The 22,389-nt window shown below is 69.9% G+C and carries 18 protein-coding genes; 16 read left to right on the forward strand and 2 right to left on the reverse strand.

What is annotated here, in order from left to right:
* Position 1 precedes the first annotated feature (1 nt).
* The 3 genes from malQ (at position 2) to ACLBWJ_RS09325 (ending at position 3,279) form a co-directional block, all read left to right on the forward strand.
* Positions 2–2,155, forward strand: coding sequence for a 4-alpha-glucanotransferase (malQ, locus tag ACLBWJ_RS09315; RefSeq protein WP_447660185.1), 2,154 nt, complete (start codon positions 2–4; stop codon positions 2,153–2,155).
* Between the two features lie 85 nt (positions 2,156–2,240).
* A complete protein-coding gene (locus tag ACLBWJ_RS09320; RefSeq protein WP_112615451.1) occupies positions 2,241–2,750 on the forward strand; it encodes a DUF2231 domain-containing protein in 510 nt (169 codons plus the stop codon).
* A 13-nt stretch (positions 2,751–2,763) separates the two neighbouring features.
* Entirely contained in the window at positions 2,764–3,279 is a 516-nt protein-coding gene (locus ACLBWJ_RS09325) for a DUF2231 domain-containing protein (protein ID WP_114587537.1), read from the forward strand.
* A gap of 68 nt (positions 3,280–3,347) precedes the next feature.
* Here ACLBWJ_RS09325 and ACLBWJ_RS09330 read toward each other — a convergent pair whose 3' ends face one another.
* Entirely contained in the window at positions 3,348–7,037 is a 3,690-nt protein-coding gene (locus tag ACLBWJ_RS09330) for a family 43 glycosylhydrolase (RefSeq protein WP_274179136.1), read from the reverse strand.
* Between the two features lie 192 nt (positions 7,038–7,229).
* On the opposite strand from ACLBWJ_RS09330, the gene exaC reads away from it, so the two are divergent.
* Together exaC and ACLBWJ_RS09340 are read left to right on the forward strand one after the other, a co-directional pair.
* Positions 7,230–8,777 carry an acetaldehyde dehydrogenase ExaC gene (gene exaC, locus ACLBWJ_RS09335; protein WP_112615445.1) on the forward strand — a complete coding sequence of 516 codons (1,548 nt, stop codon included), beginning with the start codon at positions 7,230–7,232 and terminating at the stop codon, positions 8,775–8,777.
* A gap of 19 nt (positions 8,778–8,796) precedes the next feature.
* Entirely contained in the window at positions 8,797–9,261 is a 465-nt protein-coding gene (locus ACLBWJ_RS09340) for a DUF779 domain-containing protein (protein ID WP_274179137.1), read from the forward strand.
* Here the strand turns inward: ACLBWJ_RS09340 and ACLBWJ_RS09345 are convergent.
* Positions 9,221–9,745, reverse strand: a complete 525-nt coding sequence (locus ACLBWJ_RS09345; RefSeq protein WP_337994963.1) for a putative immunity protein — start codon at positions 9,743–9,745, stop codon at positions 9,221–9,223. The two genes, ACLBWJ_RS09340 and ACLBWJ_RS09345, sit on opposite strands and share 41 nt — an antisense overlap.
* 84 nt (positions 9,746–9,829) lie before the next feature.
* Here ACLBWJ_RS09345 and ACLBWJ_RS09350 point away from each other — a divergent pair, with 84 nt between their 5' ends.
* From ACLBWJ_RS09350 to ACLBWJ_RS09400, 11 genes are all read left to right on the forward strand, one after another.
* Positions 9,830–10,462, forward strand: a complete 633-nt coding sequence (locus ACLBWJ_RS09350; protein ID WP_447660186.1) for a TMEM175 family protein — start codon at positions 9,830–9,832, stop codon at positions 10,460–10,462.
* 187 nt (positions 10,463–10,649) lie between these two features.
* On the forward strand, positions 10,650–11,699 hold the full coding sequence (locus ACLBWJ_RS09355) for a LacI family DNA-binding transcriptional regulator (RefSeq protein WP_354451753.1): 1,050 nt from the start codon (positions 10,650–10,652) through the stop codon (positions 11,697–11,699).
* Entirely contained in the window at positions 11,696–12,640 is a 945-nt protein-coding gene (locus ACLBWJ_RS09360) for a carbohydrate ABC transporter permease (protein ID WP_112615437.1), read from the forward strand. Before ACLBWJ_RS09355 ends, ACLBWJ_RS09360 begins: the two co-directional genes overlap by 4 nt.
* Positions 12,637–13,476 (forward strand): carbohydrate ABC transporter permease, encoded by an 840-nt coding sequence (locus ACLBWJ_RS09365; RefSeq protein WP_220118278.1) that lies wholly within the window; start codon positions 12,637–12,639, stop codon positions 13,474–13,476. Before ACLBWJ_RS09360 ends, ACLBWJ_RS09365 begins: the two co-directional genes overlap by 4 nt.
* A 43-nt stretch (positions 13,477–13,519) precedes the next feature.
* Positions 13,520–14,809: an ABC transporter substrate-binding protein gene (locus tag ACLBWJ_RS09370; RefSeq protein WP_112615435.1), complete on the forward strand. Its 1,290-nt coding sequence runs from the start codon at positions 13,520–13,522 to the stop codon at positions 14,807–14,809.
* Positions 14,810–14,897: 88 nt separating this feature from the next.
* The gene (locus ACLBWJ_RS09375) at positions 14,898–16,046 is read left to right on the forward strand and encodes an ADP-ribosylglycohydrolase family protein (RefSeq protein WP_274179139.1); all 1,149 of its coding nucleotides are present in this window, start codon (positions 14,898–14,900) and stop codon (positions 16,044–16,046) included.
* Entirely contained in the window at positions 16,043–17,410 is a 1,368-nt protein-coding gene (locus tag ACLBWJ_RS09380; protein ID WP_274179140.1) for an ADP-ribosylglycohydrolase family protein, read from the forward strand. The genes ACLBWJ_RS09375 and ACLBWJ_RS09380 overlap by 4 nt, the downstream gene beginning before the upstream one ends.
* On the forward strand, positions 17,407–18,339 hold the full coding sequence (locus ACLBWJ_RS09385) for a ribokinase (RefSeq protein ID WP_269268391.1): 933 nt from the start codon (positions 17,407–17,409) through the stop codon (positions 18,337–18,339). The genes ACLBWJ_RS09380 and ACLBWJ_RS09385 overlap by 4 nt, the downstream gene beginning before the upstream one ends.
* The gene (locus ACLBWJ_RS09390; protein WP_274179141.1) at positions 18,336–20,291 is read left to right on the forward strand and encodes an SUMF1/EgtB/PvdO family nonheme iron enzyme; all 1,956 of its coding nucleotides are present in this window, start codon (positions 18,336–18,338) and stop codon (positions 20,289–20,291) included. The genes ACLBWJ_RS09385 and ACLBWJ_RS09390 overlap by 4 nt, the downstream gene beginning before the upstream one ends.
* Positions 20,288–21,475, forward strand: a complete 1,188-nt coding sequence (locus ACLBWJ_RS09395; RefSeq protein WP_274179142.1) for a CaiB/BaiF CoA transferase family protein — start codon at positions 20,288–20,290, stop codon at positions 21,473–21,475. The genes ACLBWJ_RS09390 and ACLBWJ_RS09395 overlap by 4 nt, the downstream gene beginning before the upstream one ends.
* The gene (locus tag ACLBWJ_RS09400) at positions 21,472–22,314 is read left to right on the forward strand and encodes an HpcH/HpaI aldolase/citrate lyase family protein (protein ID WP_274179143.1); all 843 of its coding nucleotides are present in this window, start codon (positions 21,472–21,474) and stop codon (positions 22,312–22,314) included. Before ACLBWJ_RS09395 ends, ACLBWJ_RS09400 begins: the two co-directional genes overlap by 4 nt.
* Positions 22,315–22,389: the final 75 nt, after the last annotated feature.

The raw sequence follows: 22,389 nt of genomic DNA on the forward strand, positions 1-22,389 counted from the left end.
GATGACCGATGCGACCCCCGACGACGCCCCGACGCCGGCTCTCGTCTCGCTCGCCAGGGCATACGGCATAGCCACCGAATACTCATCCTTCTCGGGCGAGCATGTCGATGTGCCCGCCACCACCCTCCGTGCGGTGCTGGCGGCCATGGGTGTGGTCGCGGATGACGACGCGGCAGCCGAGCAGGCGCTCGCCGAGTCGATAGCCGAACCCTGGCGGCGGCTCGTACCCGCCTCGACCGTCGTGCGCCGGGGTGGTGGGACGATCGAGCTGCATGTCGCCGACGGCAATGACGTCGAGGTGGCCATCGTGCTGGAAGACGGCTCGGTGCGTCCCCTTTCGATACCCGCTCAGCAGCCGGTCGCGCGCACGGTCGACGGCCGGACGCGCTGGCTGGTGCGCGTGCCCGTGCCCGAGGATGTCCCGCTGGGATGGCACACGGTCCAGGTGCGCCAGTACGGCGGGGAAGGCGATGTGCACGACAGTGGGGCGCTGATCGTCACGCCGGAACGCCTCACACCGCCACCCGCCGAACCGGGCCAGCGCTCGTGGGGACTCATGGCGCAGCTGTACTCGGTGCGGTCGCGGCGATCGTGGGGGATGGGCGATTTCGCGGACCTCGCCGACCTCGCTGCGATCGCGGGGGAGTCGGGCGCCGACTATCTGCTGATCAACCCGGTGCACGCCGCGGAGGTCACGACGCCTGTCGAGCCGTCGCCCTACCTGCCGTCGTCGCGCCGATTCCTCGCGCCGCTGTACGTCCGCCCGGAGCTCATTCCGGAAGCGGCATACCTCTCCGAGTCCGGTCTCGATCGCTTCCACCGGCTGCAGCGGGACGCAGCCGCCACCAACACGGACGCGGAGCGCATCGATCGGGATGCGGTCTGGAGCGCGAAACGAGAGGCGCTCGCGCTCGTTCATGACGTCGAGCTCTCTCCCGCCCGACGCGCGCAGCGTGACGCCTTCGCGCGGCGGGAGGGGTCGGCACTCGCCGACTTCGCCCTGTGGTGCGCGCTGCGCGAGCACGAAACGGAAACGGGCGACCGGCTCCCGGACGGAATCGCAATCGATGACCCCGCGGTGGGTGCGCTGCGGGAACAGCTGGCTGAGCGCATCGCGTTCCACGTGTGGCTGCAGTGGATCGTCGACGAGCAGCTCGGCGACGCGGCTGCCGCCGCGGCTGCCGCCGGAATGCGGATCGGCATCATGCACGACCTTGCCGTCGGCGTCTCGACGACCGGGTCGGACGCGTGGTCGCTCCGTGATCTGTACGCGCCGGGCGTCGTGGTGGGCGCACCTCCCGACATGTACAACCAGCAGGGCCAGAACTGGAATCAGCCACCGTGGCTGCCGCGTGCCCTCGCCGAGCATGCCTACGCGCCGCTGCGTGACATGCTCCGGTCGCTGCTGCGGCACGCGGGCGCCCTGCGGATCGATCACATCCTCGGATTCTTCCGCTTGTGGTGGATTCCAGAGGGGCTCGGGCCGGGCGAAGGCACGTACGTTCGCTATGACCACGAGGCCATGATCGGCGTGCTGGCTCTCGAAGCCCAGCGAGCCCGTGCGGTGATCATCGGCGAAGACCTCGGCCTCGTGGAGCCGTGGGTGCGCGATTATCTCGCCGAGCGCGGCATCCTCGGCACCTCGGTCCTGTGGTTCGAGAGCGACGACGACGGGGGACCGCTGCCTCCCGAGCGTTACCGTACCGACCTGCTCGCGACCGTCAACACGCACGACCTGCCGCCGACGGCCGGCTACCTCGACGGCGAGCACGTCGCCCTGCGCGCCCGGCTCGGCCTGCTGACCAGGTCGGTCGACGACGAGCTCGCCGATTTCGAGCGCGAGCGCGACCGGATGCTGGCGGAGCTGCGCTCTCGCGGGCTGATCTCCGCCGGCGCGAGCCAGCAGGAGGTCGTCGAGGCTCTGCACGTCTTCCTCGCCGCATCGCCCTCGCGCTTGCTGGGCGTCTCGCTCGTCGATGCCGTCGGCGAGAAGCGTGTGCAGAATCAGCCCGGCACCGACGACGAGTACCCGAACTGGCAGGTTCCGCTGGCGGATGCCGACGGCAGAGCCGTGCTGCTCGATGATCTCGCCTCATCACCGAGATACCGCTCGCTGGTGGATGCTGTCGAGCGGGCCCTGCGCGGCCGCCCGTAGAGGTCGCGCGCCGGGCTTGTCAACCCGGTACGTGTCGTACCCCGGGGAACCCGTACGGTCGGGGCGTCGGACGAGAGGAGACGCCATGGTCGACACCGCACCCCTGACGCGTGCGAAGTATCCGCGGTCGCTGATCGCGGGGCCCTACGGGCACCCATTCCACGCGATCGCGATCATCCTGCCGATCGGCGCCTGGGTGTCGGCATCCGTCTTCGACGTCATCGCCGTCATGAGTCCGGATGCCGCCGTCTTCGCCCTCGGCGCCCGCATCCTCATCGCGATCGGTCTTCTGGGCGCCGTCGTCGCGTCGGTGCTGGGGCTGATCGACTGGAGCAGCATCCCGAAGGGCACCCCTGCGCGGGCGACGGGGCTGACCCACATGATCCTCAACCTCATCGCGATGGCGGTGTTCGCAGGAAGCCTCGCGCTTCGCGTCGACGAGGAGACCGTGCCGACCCTGGCGATGATCGCGAGTTTCGGTGGACTCGCCCTTCTTTCGGTGTCGGGGTGGCTGGGCGGGAAGCTCGCCCACACCTACGGCGTCCGCGTCGCGACCGAGACGACCCAGGCCGAGGGCCTGGAACCGCTGCCCTGACCGAGGAGAGATCATGACCGACCTGGACACCCGTCCCGACAAGCGGCCCGCGAACCCCCTCGCCGGCCCCTACGGACACCCGTTCCACCCGATCGCCGTCACGATCCCGATCGGGGCGTGGATCGCGAGTTTCGTCTTCGACATCATCGGCCTGATCGTCGCCGACCCGACCCCGTACGCCGTGGGTTCGCGCGTCCTGATCGGGATCGGGCTGGTTGGCAGTGTCGTGGCTATCGTGCTGGGCATCTTCGACTACCTCCGCATCCCCGATCGGACGCGCTCGTCGAGCACCGCCACGATCCACATGGGGCTGAACTTCGTGGTGTGCGGCGCGTACCTGTTCCAGCTCTTCCTGCGGACGTCGACCGACGACATCCCCATCGCGGGCGTCATCTTCAGCGCCGTGAGCCTGCTGACCCTCAGCGCGTCGGGATGGCTCGGGGGCAAGCTCGCCTATCGCTACGGAGTCCGGGTGGCCCACGAATCGAAGCAGGCCGAGGGATTCGTCACGCGACGCAACCGGCACTGAGCGCGATCGAAACGGGCGGCGACCTTCTGGAGAAGGCCGCCGCCCGTTGGCGTCGGTGGGCGCCGGTGTCAGGCGGCGCTTGCCCGGCGTGCGGGCCGAACCGACCACAGCACGCCTCCCGCGACGAGCAGGAGCGCAGCCAGCAGCGCGCCACCGAGCGGCGCCTGAGCGCCGGTGACGGCGAGCTGCCCGGAGGCGACCACGGTGATCGCCGCGCTGCCGATCACCTGACCGTCGGCACCGAAGACCACGATCGTGTGGGCGCCCGTGGCCAGATCGGCGGGGATGCGGACGTCGAACGCGACGCGCCCGTTCGCATCGGCGGCCGGGATGCCCGACACCCGGATCGGGTCGCTCCGCAGCTCGGCGATGACCTGCTCGCGGGCCTCCAGACCGGTGACCGTCACCCGCACGGCCTGTCCGCGCTCGACCGTCGTGGCCGAGACCGACACGACCGGGGCCGCGGTGCCGGGCTCGGTCGGGTTCGGCTCGGTCGGGTTAGGCTCCGTCGGGTTGGGCTCGGTCGTACCGGGCACCTCGCGCGGGTCGACGCTCGCGAGCGTCGGCGTCACGGTCTGGAACAGCCCGTCCTCGCCGATCTCGAGGCGATCGATCGTCGTCTCGCGGTTGGTGCCGTTGCCGCCGGGGATGGCGAACCGGTGGTAGGCGATGTACCACTCGTCCGTTCCCGGGACGTTGATGATCGAGCTGTGGCCGGTGCCGAGGATCCCCTGCGACGGGTCCTTCTGCAACAGGAGGCCCCGGTAGGTCCACGGTCCGTCGATGCTGGTCGACGTCGCGTAACCGACGCGGTAGTTCTCCGAACCGGTGTCGTCGATCGAGTACGTCAGGTGGTACGTCCCGTCGCGGTAGTTCAGGAAGAGTCCCTCACGGAAGTCGACCAGTCCGTCGATCGGTGTGATCGTCCCGTCCTCGACGCTCAGCATGTCGTCTGACAGCTCGCCGTAGACGGGGCGTCCGTTGCCCCAGAAGAGGTACGACTTGCCGGTCTCCGGGTCGGTGAACGCGGCCGGGTCGATCGCCTGACCGCTGTTGACGGCCTCGTCGTTGGTGATCATCGGCTCCGCCTGCGCGGTGAACGGTCCTTCGGGACTGTCGGCGACGGCGACGCCGATCATCTTGCGGTTCGCGTTCGGCTCGTGACCGCTGAAGTAGAAGTAGTACTTTCCGCCCTTCTCGATGATCGTCGGAGCCCACGCATTCCCGGTGGCCCACGGAACGTTCCCGTTCGCGCCGTCGAGCGTCAGGATGGGCTCGTCCGACCGTGTCCAGTCGATCAGGTTCTTCGACGTCCAGACGTAGAACGTGTTGCCGCCCCAGCCGGGGGTGCCGTCGGTGGTCGCGTAGATGTAATAGGTGTCACCGAACACGGCGATGTTCGGATCGGCGTACAGCCCCGGCAGCACCGGGCTCTTCATCTCCACGGCCTCGAGCGTCCAGACGACGTCGGGCTGTCCGGGGGTCGTGAGCGTGACGGTGGCGGGCTTGCTCAGGTCGAGGACCGTGCCCGACGGGGGCGTGGCCGTCGTGCCGGATGCCGTGGTGAACACCGGGCGCAGCTGCGTCAGATCCGTGCCGCGGTTCACCGGGAACAGGACCGTGCGGGCGTCGGTGTCGACGATCGGCGCGACTTTGAGTGCATCGGCATCCTGCAGGCTGACGGCACCGAGCGCGCCGGAGTTGCCGGAGTTCTGCACAATCTCTTCGGGGGTCAACGCGCGGTTGTACAGCGCGAACTCGCGCATCTGACCGCGGAACAGGTTGTCGGCGTTGTAGACCGACTTGCCCAGGTAGTTCGCCAGCGTGCTGCCGCCGCCGATGTCACCGGGGCGCACCGTCACGTTCGTGTTCTCGGCGACCTGCTGACCGTCGAGGTACAGCCGTGCCGTGTTCCCGCTCAGGGTGTAGGTGAGGTGCACCCAGCGGTCGCGGGGAAGCGCCGCACCCGAGGTGACGTTCTGCTCGCCGCTCCAGTTGCCGGTGGTCAGTGCCGCGCGGTACTGGTCGCCGGTCGAGAACAGGTAGCCGTTGCCGGCACCGTCAGCGCCGGTGTTGCCGAAACCGTAGAGGAAGTACGGGGTGCGCTGGGCCGGGTCGATCCGCAGCTCGGCCTCGACCGTGATGTCGTCGACGCCGACGAGGACGTTGTCGGGCAGGTCGACGTAGTCGTCGGTGCCGTCGAAGGTGAGCGCGCCGTCGGTGAACGTCGCACCGCCGCGTACCTGGGCGTCACGCCCGGCGCCGGAACGGTCGTGAAGCACCGCGCCCGCGGCATCCGTGAAGTCGTAGCGCAGCAGCTCGCCCTTCTCGTTCGCCGCGAGGGGCTGCGGCAGGTTGGCGCGCAGCGCTTCGAGTTCGGCCGCGGTCACCGGCATCACTGTGCCATGGCGCGGGCTCGCGGGCAGGCGGTAGCTCGCGGGCACCTGCCAGTCCGGCGCGTCGAGGTCATCCGTTCCCAGGGGGATGTAGCCGCGTCCGCCGTATTCGTCGACGAAGAGGTAGTAGTTCGACCCGGAGGTGTCGCCGGGGTTGGCCGCGAAGATGGTGGGGCCTTCGACGGCGCCGAGTCCGGCATCGCGACCGATGCAGCTGTCGATCAGCTTCCAGGCGGGGTCGGCTGCGTTCCAGCTGGGATCGCTTCGGTCATCGACGGCGGTCAGGCTGGTCGAGGACTCCTGGATGATGTCGCGGCATCCGGTCGTGCTGGCTTCATCCTTCGTGAATCGGTAGTAGGTGCCGTTGTCCTTGAGGACCGTGGAATCGATGCGCGATGCTCCGAAGTCCTGCCAGACCTTCGGCTCGCTGAACGTCGTGAAGTCGCGCGTCGTCGCGTACATCATGGTCTGGTAGAAGCTGCCCGTGTGGTTCGGGTCGTCCTCGCCGAAGAGCGACGATGCCCAGAACACCACGTACTCGCCGAGTGCCTCGTCGTAATAGGCCTCGGGCGCCCATGTGTTGCCCGCGTTGTCGGGGGCGACGCGGACGTGGCGCTGCTCGCTCCAGGTGACGAGGTCATGCGATTCCCACACCTCGAGGTACTTCGAACCCTGCGTCTGTGCTCGACCCCAGTCGCCGTTGCGGCCGATGGAGAGGTCGGTGGCGATGAGGTAGAACGTGTCGCCCTCGGGCGAGCGGATGAGGAACGGGTCGCGCAGACCCCTCTCGCCTTCCGTGGAGGTGAGCGTCGGCTCGCCGCCGTTGAGCTCGGTCCACGACAGCGCGTCGTTGCCGTTGCTGGCGGCGAAGTAGATGTTCTCGCCCGCGACGGAGTTTCCCGTGAAGTAGGCGAACGTGTAGCCCTCGAAGGCTCCGATGTTCGCGGCCTTGCGCACCGCGGCCGGGAAGGAGCGGGTGAGCGTCGTCGCGCCCTTCGTGACGGATGCCGTCAGCGCGACGGTGGTGTTTTCAGCCGGCCGGGTGACCAGGCCGTCAGCGGTGATGACGCTGGTGTCGGCGGACGACCACGACACGTCGAGTCCCTGCGAGGTCGTCGGCAGCGTGAGGTTGCCGCGCACGTCGTCGATGTTCGTGACGGTTAGCGCGTCGAGCGCCGCCTGCGCGGCCTGACCGTCGGGGGTGTCGACGAGCGCGACCTGCCCGGAATGCTGGAGTGGGCCAACTGCCTGAGCTGCGGCGGGGACGATGAGCGGCGCGGCGACGAGTGCGGCGACGATCGGGACGGCGAGCGTCCAGGGATGGTGTCGGCGCCAGGGCGCCGGGCGAGCGGATGCGGGCACGGGGGAACCTCTCGTATGCGTCGTTGCATGGCCGTCAGCACTGACGACGCTCGAATGTTAGCGCTCACAATTCGCGTAGCGCTAGTGCGCGGCATCCTCCCCGCCGAGCCGTGCAACGCGTTGCAACGTAGCGGGGCGTAGCGTGCCCGGCACCACCGCAGCATCGGCGCTGCGGGGAGTCGAGGAGATGACATGACCATCGTCGAAGAGGGCGTCTCGAGCGTCTACGCCGCTCCCGGTCAGCGCGGAGCCGTTGCAGAGTACCGCGCCCGCTACGGGCACTACATCGGCGGCGAGTTCGTCGAACCCGTCAAGGGGCAGTACTTCGAGAACATCACGCCCGTCACCGGTAAGCCGTTCTGCGAGGTGGGTCGAGGCACCGTCGAAGACATCGACCGCGCCGTCGACGTCGCCTGGCAGGCGTTCGCGTCGTGGAAGAAGACCACGCCGGCCGAGCGCGCTGTGATCCTCAACAGAATCGCCGACCGCATGGAACAGCACCTCGAGAAGATCGCGGTGGCCGAGACGTGGGAGAACGGCAAGCCCGTCCGCGAGACGCTCGCCGCCGACATCCCGCTCGCGATCGACCACTTCCGCTACTTCGCCGGCGTCCTGCGCGCCCAGGAGGGCTCGCTCAGCCAGATCGACGAAGACACCGTCGCGTATCACTTCCACGAGCCGCTCGGTGTGGTGGGGCAGATCATCCCGTGGAACTTCCCGATCCTCATGGCGACGTGGAAGCTCGCGCCCGCGCTCGCGGCCGGCAACTGCGTCGTGCTGAAGCCCGCCGAGCAGACACCCGCGTCGATCCTGTTCCTGTTCGAGCTGATCGGCGACCTGCTGCCCGCCGGCGTCGTGAACATCGTCAACGGATTCGGTATCGAGGCGGGCGCGCCGCTCGCGCAGCACCGCCGCATCCGCAAGGTCGCGTTCACGGGCGAGACGACGACGGGGCGCCTGATCATGCAGTACGCCTCGCAGAACCTCATCCCCGTCACGCTCGAGCTGGGTGGCAAGAGCGCCAACGTGTTCTTCGAGGATGTCGCGCGCGAGCGCGACGACTACTACGACAAGGCCCTCGAGGGCTTCACGTTCTTCGCCCTCAACCAGGGCGAGGTGTGCACGTGCCCGTCGCGGGCGCTCATCCAGCGGTCGGTGTACGACTCGTTCCTCGGCGACGGCCTCGACCGCGTCGGCAAGATCGTCCAGGGCAACCCGCTCGATCCGGCGACGATGATCGGTGCGCAGGCGTCCAACGACCAGCTCGAGAAGATCCTGTCGTACATCGACATCGGCAAGGCCGGGGGAGCGAAGCTGCTCGCCGGCGGCGAGCGGGTCGACCTCGGCGGCGAACTGAGCGGCGGGTACTACGTGGCCCCCACCGTCTTCGAGGGCACGAACGACATGCGCATCTTCCAGGAGGAGATCTTCGGGCCGGTCGTCTCGGTGACGAGCTTCGACGACTTCGATGACGCCATCGGCATCGCGAACGACACCCTCTACGGGCTCGGTGCCGGCGTCTGGAGCCGCTCGGGTGACACCGCCTACCGTGCCGGCCGTGCGATCGAGGCCGGGCGCGTGTGGACGAACACGTACCACCAGTACCCCGCGCACGCCGCTTTCGGCGGATACAAGCAGTCGGGCATCGGTCGCGAGAACCACCTCAAGATGCTCGACCACTACCAGCAGACGAAGAACCTCCTCGTGTCGTACGCCGAAGGCGCGATGGGCTTCTTCTGAGCCGCATCCACTCATCACCATGTCGAACGACACGTACAGCAGGGTCGCGGTGACCGACGCCGCCGCGGCCCTGCTGCGCGACCTCACCGCCCAGCACGGGCCGTTGATGTTCCACCAGTCGGGCGGATGCTGCGACGGCTCCGCCCCCATGTGCTACCCGGTCGGGATGTTTCTGACCGGCCCCGCCGACGTGAAGCTCGGGGATCTCGACGTCGGCCTCGACGACGCGATCGAGGTGTTCATCTCGCTCGCGCAGTTCGAGTACTGGAAGTACACGCACATCACGATCGACGCCGTGCCGGGTCGCGGCGCCGGCTTCAGCGTCGAGGGACCGACCGGGATGCGGTTCATCATCCGGTCGCGCATGCTCGACGACGCCGAGCTGGCGGCGTTCGGGCTGGTGCCGGTCACCGCAGTTGATGACATCGTTGCGGCACCCCGGACTAGTCCCGCGCTCGGATCGCCGAGTCCAGATCAATCATGAGCTGCGAGATCCGGGAGGTGCCCGGAGACGCGACCGGATACCGACGAAGTATCTCGGGCAGGGGCGGATTCGCCCGATGGGCGAGAACGCGAACCGTGGCGCCGTCCGCAGTTCCTGTTCTCAGCTCGGTGACCAGCGCGACGCATGCGGCCGCGCGGAGGATGTGACCGACTTGCGAGGCCTTGGCGATCGGGTGAAGGTAGGCGGCCGCGGCAGCGTCGCCGCATGCGAGCGCCGCAAGTCGAGCGGTCTCCTCCGAGGCGTCCTTGGCTGCGCGATGCGAGGCGAACGCGGCCGTTCGTTGCAGGTTCGACCGTGGCGCGCCATCCGTGAACATGCGCGCCGCACGGATCGCTTCGCGCGGCCGTGAATCCTGGGGGTTGACCGCTTCGAACTCGGGAAGCAGATCCTGTGCGCAATCGGAGGCGAATCGGACGACCGCCCGTAGCTCACCCATCGTCAGTTCGAAGTCTCCCGCTCCCATGCGCCCATTGTTTCGCGTGGCCGTAGGTGCTCTCGACGACCAGGGATCGCTGAACCACGGAACCCGGGCGCTAGCATCCTCGGCATGAGCGATGACGTCGCGCCGGAGCCCGGCATCCGGGGACTCAGCGCCGAGCGCACGAAGGCGTTCGTCGATGCGGTCGTCGCGATCGCGATGACGTTGCTGATCCTGCCGCTCATGGAGAGCGTCGGCGAGAGCGCGGGGCACGACCACACGACGTGGGAGTGGCTCGTCGATCAGCGCGATCAGCTGCAGAGCTTCCTCATCAGCTTCGTGCTCATCGCGATGTTCTGGATGCTGCACCACCGGCTCTTCGTGTCGGTGCACCGCATCACCCCGGGGCTCATGTGGATCACGGTCGCGTGGATGCTCACGATCGTCTGGATGCCGGTCGTCACCGCCCTCACCGGCCAGGTCGCCGACGACGCGCTGCAGAAGGTGCTCTACATCGGAACGCTCGTCGTCACGAGCGGGATGCTGCTCGTGACGCGGATCTACCTGGTGCGGCATCCGGACCTGCACAGCGCGTCACGGGATGATCTGCGGCTGGGGATGTCGATCGACGTGTCGATGATGGTGCTGTTCCTGGTGGCGCTCGCAGTCGCGCTCGTGTTGCCGGCCGTCGGCTACCTCGGGCTCTTCATCATGTTCCTCACCGGGACGATTCAGAAGCTGATGGCCCGGATGCTGCGCTGACCCGCCCATCGAGCACGAGGGTGCGTATCCGCACGGTGCGGACCCCCGATGACCGTGCGGATGTGCGCTCTCGCGGGTGCGAGAGCGAGGGTGAAGCGGGGAACGGATCTTGACAGGGGCGGGTTCGGGGTGAGAACGTTTACAACGTCCAGCGTTGGAAACGTTTACAACCGCTCGAGGGAGAGCCATGGTCCGCGTCACGATCACGCAGGTCGCCGCCCGCGCCGGCGTCTCCGTCGCGAGTGCGTCGCGAGCGCTGAACGGACTCGTCGCGAGTCCCGAGACCGCGGCGAAGGTCCGGGATGCTGCGCGAGAGCTCGGCTACGTGGCCGATGCCACGGCGCAATCGCTCAAGCGGGGCCGCACGTTGCAGCTGGGCTTCGCCGTCGCCGACATCGGCAACCCGGTCTACGTCGAGATGATGGCTGCTGTCGAACAGGTGGTCTCGGCATCGGGATACCGCCTGCTGCTGTCGTCGACCGGCACGTCGTCGTCTTCGGTGGATGTCGTCCGCGACCTCGGTCGGGGCTATGTCGACGGGCTGATCCTGTCGCCGCTGCGCGTCACCGAGGAGCTGCTCACCGCGCTCGCCGCCGCTCCGATCCCGTTCGTCGTCCTTGGCCGCCTGCCCGATTCGGCCGAGTTCGACACCGTGCGCGCCGACTCTCCGACGGCGATGCGGCTCGTCGTCGACCACCTCGTCGACGAGGGGCGCCGCGACATCGCGTTCATCAACGGCCCGACCGACACCACCCCCGGTGTCATGCGACGCGACGGTTTCATCGCGGCGGTGGGCCAGTACGACGACCTGCGGACGCGGCACGTCGACGCCGCCGACTTCACGATCGCCGCGGGCTACGACGCGGCGCTCCCGCTTCTCGACCGGCCCGACCGGCCGGCGGCGGTGGTCGCGGCGAACGATCTGATCGGCGTCGGAGTATTGCGTGCCGCCGAAGACCTCGGCCTACGGGTCCCGGCCGACCTCGCCGTCACCGGCCTCGACAACACCGAGCTCGCCGAGGTGGTCCGCCCCGGGCTCACGAGCGTCGACCTCGGAGCGAAGGAGCGCGGTCGCGCCGCCGCCGAGATGCTCCTCGCCCGGATCGCCGACGACACGCGGCCGGCCCGCACCGTCACGGTTCCTCCCGCGCTGGTCGTGCGCGGCTCGACGTCGGCATCCGTCCCCGCGGCCCTCCGCCGCCCCGAGCCCATCGACGAAGAGAAGGCACACGGATGACCACGCTCGCTGAGACGAAGACGTCCTCGCGCCCACCCCGCGTCCGGCAGATCGGGCCGCGCGCCCGCGCTCAGCGCAAAGAGGCGATCGCCCTTGTCGCCCCCGCGCTTCTGCCGATCATCATCTTCTCTGTCATCCCGCTCGTCAGCGGCGTGCTCCTCGGATTCACGGATGCCACCCTCGCGCGCAACGCGGAGATCTCGTTCATCGGGCTCGACAACTTCATCGAGCTCGCCGGTGATCGCCGGTTCTGGCAGTCGTTCGGGATCGGCATCGTCTGGGCGGGGTCGGTCGCCCTCCTCACCCTGGTGAGCGCGATGGGTCTTGCTCTGCTGCTCAACAGCAACCTGCGGCTGAAGGGCCTGACCCGCGTTCTCGCACTCATCCCCTGGGCGATGCCGCCGGTGGTCATCGCGATCGTCTGGCGCATGATCTACAACCCCAACTCGGGCCCGCTCAACGGCGTGCTCGGCTGGCTCGGCATCCCGGGTGTGAACTGGCTCGGCGACTTCTCGACCGCGCTGCCCGCCGTCATCGTCGTCGGCGTCTGGGCCGGTATTCCGCAGACGACCGTGCTGCTTCTCGCGGGCATGCAGTCGATCGCCCCCGAGCAGCACGAGGCCGCGGCCGTCGATGGCGCGGGAGCCGCCCGCCGGTTCTGGCACGTCACGCTGCCCGCCCTGCGGCCCGTGATCATCGCGGTCACCGCGCTCGACTTCATCTGGCAGTTCAACTCGTTCGGCCTCATCTACGTGCTGACCGAGGGCGGCCCGGGCGGCCGCACGATGATCCCGCCGCTGTTCACCTACCTCGAGGCGTTCCGCAACCGCGAGATCGGGTACGCGTCGGCGATGGGCAACGTCCTCGTCGTGGCGATCCTGGTGATCCTTTCGCTGTACCTGATCAACCAGTTCCGGCAGAACAAGGGGGCCCGCAAGTGACCACCAAGCGCCCCCTGTACGCGACCGTCCTGATGTACCTGGCGCTCGCGGGCTACCTGATCTTCCTGGGCTTTCCGCTGCTCTGGCTGCTGTCGGCGTCGTTCAAGTCGACCCGAGAGCTCAACTCGCTCGCTGTGAACCTCATCCCGCAGCAGTGGGACTTCGGCAACTACATCGCCGCACTCGAGCGGCAGAATCTGATCACCGCGGCCGGCAACTCGGTGCTCGTCTCGATCGTCACGATGATCGTCGCGGTGCTGCTGTCGATGCCGATGGCCTACGCCCTCGCCCGGCTGAAGGGCCGGCTGCGCGCGGCCGGCACGGTGTGGATCCTCGTCAGCCAGGTGTTCCCGACGATCCTCATCATCATCCCGCTGTTCCTCGTGCTGCGGAGCCTGCAGCTGAACGACACCCTGTTCGGCCTCATCCTCGTCTACGTCACCTTCACGATGCCGTTCACGCTCTGGATGCTGCAGGGGTACGTCGCGGCGATCCCGCCGGAGCTCGAGGAAGCCGCCGAGATGGACGGTGCCGGCCGGTTCACCATCCTCCGCACCGTGATCCTGCCGCTGCTGGTGCCGGGACTGGTCGCCACGGCGATGTTCACCTTCGTCTCGGCCTGGAACGAGTTCTTCCTCGCGCTCGTGCTCATCCAGAGCCCGGAGCTGTACACGCTGCCCATCGCGTTGCGCTCGTTCCTCGGTGCCGAGGGGCAGACCCAGCTGGGGCCGCTGGCCGCCGGCGCCATCCTCGCCACGATCCCGTCGCTCATCATCTTCGGGATCCTGCAGAAGAAGCTCACCGGCGGCATGCTCGCCGGTGCCGTCAAGGGCTGACCTCCCCGTGACGACGAAACCCGAAAACCAGAAAGGCCACACCATGAGAAGAATCCGCGGCATCGGCGCCGTCGCATTCGTGGGCATCGCAGCCATCACGCTCGCAGGATGCCAGCAGGGCAGCGCGAACAGCAGCGGGGGAGACGGCGACGTCGTGACCCTCCAGTTCCAGTCGCTGTCGGACCAGCCCGCGACCCAGGCAGCCATCAGCGAGATCGTCGACGCCTGGAACGCCGAGCACGACGACGTCCAGGTCAAGATCATCCAGGCCGGCTGGGATGGCACCTACGACAAGCTGATCACCCAGTTCTCGGGCGGCACCGCGCCCGACATCATCCACTTCGAGGCGAGCTCGATCGTGTCGTTCGCGGCAGACGGCTACCTCGCCGACCTGACCGACCTCATCGACCCCGAGCTGAAGTCGGACATCTCCGACGGCATCTGGGAGTCGGTGACCCACGACGGGCAGATCGTCGCGTACCCCTCGACCCTCCAGTCGTACATGGCGTTCGCGAACGCCGACCTGCTGGCCGAAGCGGGCGTAGAGGTGCCCACGGGCGACACGATGACGTGGGATCAGCTCCAGGAGATCGCGAGAGCGACGACCACGGCAGACCACTACGGCCTCGGCTGGGGTCTCGGTTCGCCCACCGCGACGATGATGAGCCTGTCGATGGGCTTCGACGGCGGCTACTTCGACGGTGAGGGCGACGACGTGACGATCGAGGTGGGCGACGACGAGCTCGCCGTGCCCGAGCGCATCCACGAGATGGCCTACACCGACCGGTCGATCGACCCGACCTCGCTCACGCAGTCGGGCTCGGACGTGCTGCCGTCGTTCTACGGCGGCAAGGTCGCGCTGACGGTGCAGGGCTCGTTCCAGGCGACGAACATCGCCGCGGATGCTCCCGAGGGCCTCAACTGGGTCGCGCTTCCGCCGCTCGAAGGATCGGCTGGCGCCATTCAGGCCGCGAACCCGCAGACGTACTCGGTGAACATCGACTCGGAGCACGTGGAGGAGTCGGCGGAGTTCCTGAACTTCTTCATGGACGGCGAGAACCTCGCGAAGATCGCCTACGCCGACGCGCTCATCCCCTCGTCGGGTGCCGCCCGCACGCAGGTCGCCGAGCTCGCCGGCGACGACGCCGCGTGGAAGCAGGTGCTCGCGTCGGGCGAGGGCCTGGAAGGTCCGCCGTTCCTGAAGGTGTCGAAGTACACCGAGTGGAAGGACACGATCGCGACGCCGGCGTTCCAGCAGTACCTGGCGAACCAGATCGACCGCGACCAGCTCGCCGCGCAGCTCAGCGACGGCTGGGCCGACGTCGCCGGATGACGATCCGCGGGGGCGGGTCGATCCGATCCGCCCCCGCCTCACACGCTCGAACGAAGAGAGGGACGTAATGGACGTGTTGCACGATCGGGTGGCAGCAGTACTGGCGGGAGCCGCCGTGGGCGATGCGCTCGGCGGTGCGACGGAGGGCTGGACCCCCGAGCAGATCGAGGAGCGCCACGGCGGACGTGTCGACGGGATCGTCGGTCCCTTCCTGCCCGACTGGCGCACGGCTCGCCCCATCGCGCCGTACCACAAGGGCGACGGGCACGTCACGGACGACACCCTCATGACCCACGCGCTCATCGAGGTGTACGCCAAGCAGCGTCGGCACCTCGACGCCTACGACGTCGCGAGCGACCTCGTGCCGCTCATGATGGGCGAGCGCCGTTGGATCCCCGAGCTCGAAGACGAAGCGCTCATCCTGCAGCGCGTCTTCCTCGCCGAGAAGTGGCTCGTCATGAAGCTGCACTACGGCCACGCCGACCCCCGTGAGGCGGGCGTCGGAAACGTCGTCAACTGCGGCGCGACGATGTACATGGCGCCCGTCGGCCTCGTGCACATCGGCGACCCGCGCGGCGCCTACGCCGAAGCAATCGACATCGCCGGCGCCCACCAGTGGTCGTACGGTCGCGAGGCCGCCGGCGTGTTCGCCGCCGCGGTCGCGGCATCCGCCACTCCCGGAGCGACGGTCGACGACGTTCGACGGGCGGTGCTGGATGTCGCGCACGACGGCACCGCCGCCGCCATCCGCGCCGTGTTCGAGGCCGTCGATGCCTTCCGTGCCGCTGGCGGGTCGGACGATCCGCGCGAGCTCGGTCGCGTCGTCCGCGAAGCGGTGCGGCCCTTCGACACCGTGGGCGAGGCATACCGGTCGCCGGCCATGGACGCGCGTCTTCCCTCGCGGACGAAGGCCATCGAAGAGCTTCCCGTCGCGCTCGGCTTCGTCGTCGCTCACGGCGGCGACCTGCGTGCTGCCGTCCTGGATGCGGTGAACTACGGCCGCGACGCCGACTCGATCGCCACGATGGCCGGCGCGATCTGCGGTGGCCTCCGCGGCAGCGCCGCCGTTCCCGAGGAGTGGCTCCACGAGGTCGTGACCGCGAGCCGCCTCGACCTCGATGGCGTCGTCACGACGATGGTCGAGGTCGTGCGCGACGTCGCCCGCGCCGATGCCGAGCGCGCCGCCGCCCGCGCGGAATCGCTGTCGTCGCTGCTGTCGGTGGGGGCCGGGGCGTGAGACTGACCTGGGCTCAGCCCGAAGACCTCGTCCCCGCCGAGCTCGTCGCCCTGCGCGAGCAGGGGGCGCCCGACGACGAACTGTCGGCGATCGAACGGGTGTGGACGCAGGCAGGCGGAGCGACGGTCCTGGCGCCTTCCGGGGCCAGCGCGACGCCGGCTTCGCCCGAACTGCGCGCGGAGGCGCGTCGCGTGCTCGATGAGCTGCAGGGGCTGCAGCGCCCGAGCGCGGACGAGCCCGACGAGTGGGATGCGATCGCGGCGCTGCTTCCCGCGCAGCCCGAGCCGAGCGTCGGCGACGCAGCTTTCGACCGCGTGCACGGCGCGTGGCTGGGGCGGTCGGCCGGGTGCCTGCTCGGCAAGCCGGTCGAGAAGATCCCGCGCGAAGGCATCGAGCAGATCGCCCGCGCCACCGGAAACTGGCCGATCCGCGGCTACTTCACCGCGCGCGGTCTGCCCACGGACGTGGCCGAGCGCTGGCCGTGGAACCGCCGCTCCGCGCCGACCTCGCTCGTGGAGAACATCGCCGGGATGCCGGAGGACGACGACCTGAACTTCCCGATCCTCGCCCTCGATCTGCTCGAACAGCACGGCTTCGAGCTGACGACCGACCACGTCGCCGAGGCCTGGCTCGCGGCCCTGCCGGCGGGTCGGGTGTTCACCGCGGAACGCGCCGCGTACCGCAACATCCTCGACGCGCGGCCGGTGCCCGAGACCGCGACCCACCGCAACCCGTTCCGCGAGTGGATCGGTGCCCTCATCCGCGCCGACGTGCACGGGTGGGCGAACCCCGGCGATGTCCGGGCCGCGGCGCACTCGGCGTGGATCGACGCGCGGCTCAGCCACACCCGCAACGGCCTGTACGGCGCCATGTGGGCGGCCGCCCTCTGCGCGGCATCCCTCGTCGCCGACTCGATGGATGCCGTGCTGGATGCCGCCGACACCGTCGTGCCGCCCGCATCCCGCCTGGCCGCGGCCGTGCGGTTCGGCCGTGAGACCGGTCGGGCGCTTGCCGCGGGCGAGCTCACGACGGCGGGTGCGCTCGACGCCCTGCACGCTGAGTTCGCCGGGATGCACTGGGTGCACACGCTGAACAACGCCGCGCTCACCGCGTGCGCGCTGCAGGCCCACGGTCGCGACTTCGGCGCCGCCGTCGCGCTCGCCGTCGCCGGTGGCTGGGACACCGACTCGGTCGGTGCCACGGTCGGCTCGGTGGTCGGCGGCCTCGTCGGTGCCGACGGCATCGGGCCCGCGTGGACCGCGCCCCTGAACGACCGCATCGCGACCTCGATGCCCGGCGGTCCGCAGCGGTCGATCCGCGAGCTCGCCGAGCGGACGATCGCCCTCGCGGAGGGAAGCTCGTGAGCGTCGTCGTCGTCGGCAGCATCAACCAGGACGTCGTCGCCCGGGTCGCCCGCATCCCCGCTCCCGGCGAGACGCTGCTCGCGTCGTCGCTCGTCCGCACCGGCGGGGGGAAGGGGGCGAATCAGGCCGTTGCCGCCCGGCGTGCCGGGGGAGCGGAGGTCGCCTTCGTGGGCGCGGTGGGAACGGATGCCGCGGGCGCGGCGCTGCGCGCGGCGCTCGAGGCCGACGGCATCGACGTCTCGGGTGTGGTGCAGGTCGACGAGGTGACCGGAACAGCGCTCATCTCGGTCGACGCGTCGGGTGAGAACGCGATCGTCGTCGCCGCCGGGGCCAATGCCGCGCGCGACTCCCTCACCGACGCGCAGCGGGCGGTGGTCGCATCGGCGTCGGTTCTGCTCACGCAGCTCGAGATCCCCGTGGCCCTGGTGCGCGACGCCGCCGCGGCCCGGGGTGAGGGCGCGTGGCACGTGCTGAACGCGGCGCCGTCCGCACCCTTCGCCTCCGCCCGCGACGCGCTGCTCGCGGCGACCGACGTGCTGATCGTGAACGAGCACGAGGCACTCGAAGCGGCGGGCGTCGAAGCCCTCGACGAGGCCGTCGCCGAGCTCGCCCGTACGGTGCGCGGACTCGTCGTCACACTCGGTTCTCGCGGATGCCTGGTCGTCTGCGGTGACGAGCGCACCGAGGTGCCCGCCCATGTCGTGACGCCGGTCGACACGACGGGCGCCGGCGATACCTTCTGCGGTGTGCTGGCCGCGGCGCTCGCCGCCTCCGGACGCCGCCCCGACGCCGTCGGTCTCGATCTGCTCGCGGATGCCGCGCGCGCCGGTGCTGCGGCATCCGCTCTTGCCGTCACGCGCCCCGGTGCGCAGGACGCGGTGCCCACGAGCGATGAGGTCGCCGCCTTCCGGAAGGAGAACCGACCGTGAGCGATGGATTCGATCCCCTGGTCCCGCGCGAGATCGATCGCCCGACGCCGGTGCCGCTCGACGCCGACGTGCGCTCGGGCGACGCCGCGACGGTGCTCGATGACGCGAAGATCTTCGTCGCGCCGACGGATCCGGCCGACCTCGGTGCGTGGCGTGCCCAGCTGACGGTGTGGCGCGAAGGCGCTCGCGAACGGCACGGCGCGCCGACCCGCTACGAACAGGCCGAGTCCGCGTGGGCGAGCCGGTGCTTCACCGTCGCCCAGGTATGGCTCTGGGACGAGCTGTTCTTCGACTTCGACGAGCAGCGCTTCACGCCGGAACGCTTCCTCGCCGACGCGCAGCGCCGGTTCGGCGGTCTCGACGGGATCGTGCTGTGGCACGCCTACCCCGTCATCGGCATCGACGGCCGCAACCAGTGGGACTTCTACGCGGTTCCGGGGCTCGTCGAAGCCGCCGAGGCTCTGCGCGCCGCCGGTGTCGCCGTGTTCGTCGACTACAACCCGTGGGATGTCGGCACGCGACGCTCGGGAGACGACGCCGCCGAGCTGGCCGCCACGGTTCGGCGTCTCGGGGCAGACGGCGTCTTCCTCGACACGCTGCGGAAGGCCGATCCCGATCTCGTCGCGGCCCTGGATGCCGCACGCCCGGGCATCGGACTCGAGGGCGAGTCGAAGCTCGCGACCGAGCGCATCGCCGACCACACCCTGTCGTGGGCCCAGTGGTTCGCCGACTCGGAGGTGCCCGGCGTGCTGCGCGCCCGGTGGTTCGAGCGCCGACACATGCAGCACCACATCCGCCGGTGGCACCGCGACCACGCAGAAGAGCTGCGCTCGGCATGGCTCAACGGCGTCGGGGTGATGGTGTGGGAGGTCGTCTTCGGCGTCTGGGTCGGCTGGAACGACCGCGACGCCGCGACCCTGCGGCGGATGCTGCCCGTGCAGCGCGGCATGCACCGCTGGCTGGTCGAGGGGGAGTGGACGCCTCTCGCCGTGCACGACGCACCGGTCTTCGGGTCGGCGTTCGAACTCGACGGCGTGACCCTGCTGTGCCTCGTCAACACGTCGGGGTCCGATGTCCAGTTCGAGCTCGAGTCCGGCGGTCGATACGTTCCGCTGCATGAGCCCGGCGATGAGGTGTCGTCGGTGACGGTGCCGGCCGGTGGGGTCGCCGCCGTCGTGCGGCTCACCGCGGATGCCGCGGGTACCCCTGTGCCGCCGGTCGTCGCCGAGGTGAAAGCCGCGCTGCGCGATGAGCCGCCGGTGGCGGACGTGTCGTTCCCGCACCGCCGAGCGCGGCGCCTCACCGCTCCGGCATGGACCGGGCCCGTGCGAGACGCTGCGGCGGATGAGGAGGAACCGACCGTCGCGGTGGCGCCCGGCACATATGCGCTGACCGTGCGCTTCCGCGCCCGCGAGACCGGGATGTACGAGGGCGCACCCTACGTCGACGAGTGGAAGCCGCTGCCGCCTCGCCTGCACGACCAGCGCACACTCGAACGCGTCGTCGAGGTGCGGCACCCCGTGCGCGTCGGCGCTGCCGAGGTGACCGAGGCCGAATACGCGCGGTTCCTCGACGCGATCGGTGAAGACGCGGATGCCCGTGACCCCGAGCGCCCGGCGACCGATGTGACCTTCGCGCGGGCTCGGGAGTACGCCGCATGGGTGGGCGGGCGGCTCCCCACCGAGGACGAGTGGCAGCTCGCGGCATCCCTTCCGTCGTTCCGTCGACGCGCGCCGGAGGTGTGGAACTGGACGGAGTCGGAGCACTCCGACGGCCGCACCCGGTTCGTGATGCTGAAGGGCGGCAGCGCCCACCGCAGCGAGGGGTCGGACTGGTACTTCGACGGCGGTGTGCGGTCGCCGGAGTTCGCGGCCAAACTGCTGCTGCCGGGGCTCGGACAGGACGCGTCGCCCTCGATCGGATTCCGCGTCTGCTGGGAGGAGCCCTCGTGACCCCGCTCGACGGACTGCGCGTCATCGACGCCTCGACGCTGTTCGCCGGTCCCATGGCCGCGATGCACCTCGGCGACATGGGGGCCGAGGTCGTCAAGGTCGAGCACCCGACCCGGCCCGACCCCGCGCGCGGCCACGGTCCGAGCAAGGACGGGCAGAACCTGTGGTGGAAGACGCTCGGCCGAAACAAGCGGACCGTGGCGATCGACTTGCACACCGCCGACGGGCGCGAGGCGTTCCTGCGCCTCGCCCGCACCGCCGATGTCGTCGTCGAGAACTTCCGCCCCGGAACCCTCGAGCGCTGGGGACTCGGGTACGACGAGCTGTCTGCGGAGAACCCCGGTCTCGTTCTCGCCCGCGTGACCGGATTCGGTCAGATCGGTCCGTACCGCAGTCGCCCCGGCTTCGGCACGCTCGCCGAGGCGATGAGCGGTTTCGCTGCCGCGACGGGCGAGCCCGACGGTCCGCCGACCCTTCCCCCGTTCGGCCTCGCCGACGGCATCGCCTCGCTCGCCACCGCCTACGCGATCATGACTGCGCTGCATGCCCGCGAGCGGGACGGGCGCGGGCAGGTGGTTGATGTGGCGATCATCGAGCCGATCCTCGCGATGCTCGGCCCGCAGATCACGCGCTGGGATCAGCTTGCGACCGTGCAGCCCCGCACCGGCAATCGGTCGGCGAACAACGCGCCGCGCAACACCTATCGCACGGCCGACGGTTCGTGGGTCGCCGTGTCGACGAGCGCTCAGTCGATCGCCGAGCGGGTGATGGCCCTCGTCGGCCGCCCCGACCTCGCGGCCGAGCCGTGGTTCGCGAGCGGATCGAGCCGGGCGCAGCACGCCGATGAGCTCGACGAGGCCGTCGGCAGCTGGATCGCGCAGCGCACGCGCGATGAGGTGATCGAGGCGTTCGAAGCCGCGCAGGCCGCGGTCGCCCCGGTGTACGACCCCTCTGACATCGTCGCGGACCCGCAGTTCCAGGCGCTGGGCACGGTCCACCGCATCCACGACCCCGATCTCGGCGAGATGGCGATGCAGGGACCGCTGTTCCGGATGTCGCGCGACGAGTCGACGATCGCCTTCACCGGGCGGGCTCACGGCGCCGACACCGCAGAGGTGCTGGCCTCTCTCGGTTACGCCGACGACGACATCGCGCGCATGCGTGCGGAGGGATCGATCGCATGACCCGCCCGATCCTGGTCGCGCTGTACGCGCCCGCCGACCGCCCCGAGCGCTTCGAGAAGGCGCTGGATGCGGGAGCGGATGCCGTCATCGTCGACCTCGAGGACGCCGTGGCACTCTCGCGCAAGGCGCAGGCGCGGGCGGCGCTCGCCGAGTTCGCCGCGGTTCGGGCGTCGCGAGGGGCTGCCGCACCGGCGGTGCAGGTCCGGGTGAACGCGCGCGGGGCGGACGCGCACGACGAGGATGTCGCCGCTGTCGCGGATCTGCCCGCGGCCTTCGGCATCCGGCTGCCCAAGACCCAGTCGGCGGATGACGTCGCGGCGGTCCGCGCCGCCGCGCCCGGGCGCGAGGTGCATGCCCTGCTCGAGTCGGCGCTGGCGATCGAGCGCGCGTTCGAGATCGCGCAGGCCGGGGTCGCGTCGATCGCGGTGGGCGAGGCCGACCTGCGCGCGGAGATCGGCGTGCCCGCGGGGCGTGCCGGGGAACCCGGGCTCGCATGGTCGCGCGCGCGGCTCGTGAACGCGGCGGCTGCGGCCGGGCTGCCCCTTCCGCTCATGGCGGTCTGGGCCGATGTCGCCGACCTCGAGGGCCTGGAGCAGAGCTGCCGGGCCGGGCGCGCGCTCGGCTACGCAGGCCGCACCGCCATTCATCCGCGGCAGATCGAGGTGATCCGGCGGGCCTTCACCCCCGGCCCGGAAGAGGTCGAGCGAGCGCAGCGCATCGTCGAGCGGGTGCGCACCGCGGCGGCGGACGGGACGGGCGCGTTCGTGCTCGATGACGGCACCTTCATCGACATCGCGATGGTCAAGGCCGCCGAGCGCATCCTCGCCGCCGCGCCCTGACCCCCGGCATTCGCGGGGCCCGCTGCATCCGTCGCATGCGAGGTCCTGGTTGGGCCGGTTATCGAGCCGGGATTC

The organism is Microbacterium sp. M4A5_1d, assembly GCF_053345465.1.

Excerpts from the sequence above, each read along its gene's own strand:
- malQ (WP_447660185.1), top strand. The coding sequence starts at position 2 with ATGACCGATGCGACCCCCGACGACGCCCCGACGCCGGCTCTCGTCTCG.
- ACLBWJ_RS09320 (WP_112615451.1), top strand. The coding sequence starts at position 2,241 with ATGGTCGACACCGCACCCCTGACGCGTGCGAAGTATCCGCGGTCGCTG.
- ACLBWJ_RS09325 (WP_114587537.1), top strand. The coding sequence starts at position 2,764 with ATGACCGACCTGGACACCCGTCCCGACAAGCGGCCCGCGAACCCCCTC.
- exaC (WP_112615445.1), top strand. The coding sequence starts at position 7,230 with ATGACCATCGTCGAAGAGGGCGTCTCGAGCGTCTACGCCGCTCCCGGT.
- ACLBWJ_RS09340 (WP_274179137.1), top strand. The coding sequence starts at position 8,797 with ATGTCGAACGACACGTACAGCAGGGTCGCGGTGACCGACGCCGCCGCG.
- ACLBWJ_RS09345 (WP_337994963.1), bottom strand. The coding sequence starts at position 9,745 with ATGGGAGCGGGAGACTTCGAACTGACGATGGGTGAGCTACGGGCGGTC.
- ACLBWJ_RS09350 (WP_447660186.1), top strand. The coding sequence starts at position 9,830 with ATGAGCGATGACGTCGCGCCGGAGCCCGGCATCCGGGGACTCAGCGCC.
- ACLBWJ_RS09355 (WP_354451753.1), top strand. The coding sequence starts at position 10,650 with ATGGTCCGCGTCACGATCACGCAGGTCGCCGCCCGCGCCGGCGTCTCC.
- ACLBWJ_RS09360 (WP_112615437.1), top strand. The coding sequence starts at position 11,696 with ATGACCACGCTCGCTGAGACGAAGACGTCCTCGCGCCCACCCCGCGTC.
- ACLBWJ_RS09370 (WP_112615435.1), top strand. The coding sequence starts at position 13,520 with ATGAGAAGAATCCGCGGCATCGGCGCCGTCGCATTCGTGGGCATCGCA.
- ACLBWJ_RS09400 (WP_274179143.1), top strand. The coding sequence starts at position 21,472 with ATGACCCGCCCGATCCTGGTCGCGCTGTACGCGCCCGCCGACCGCCCC.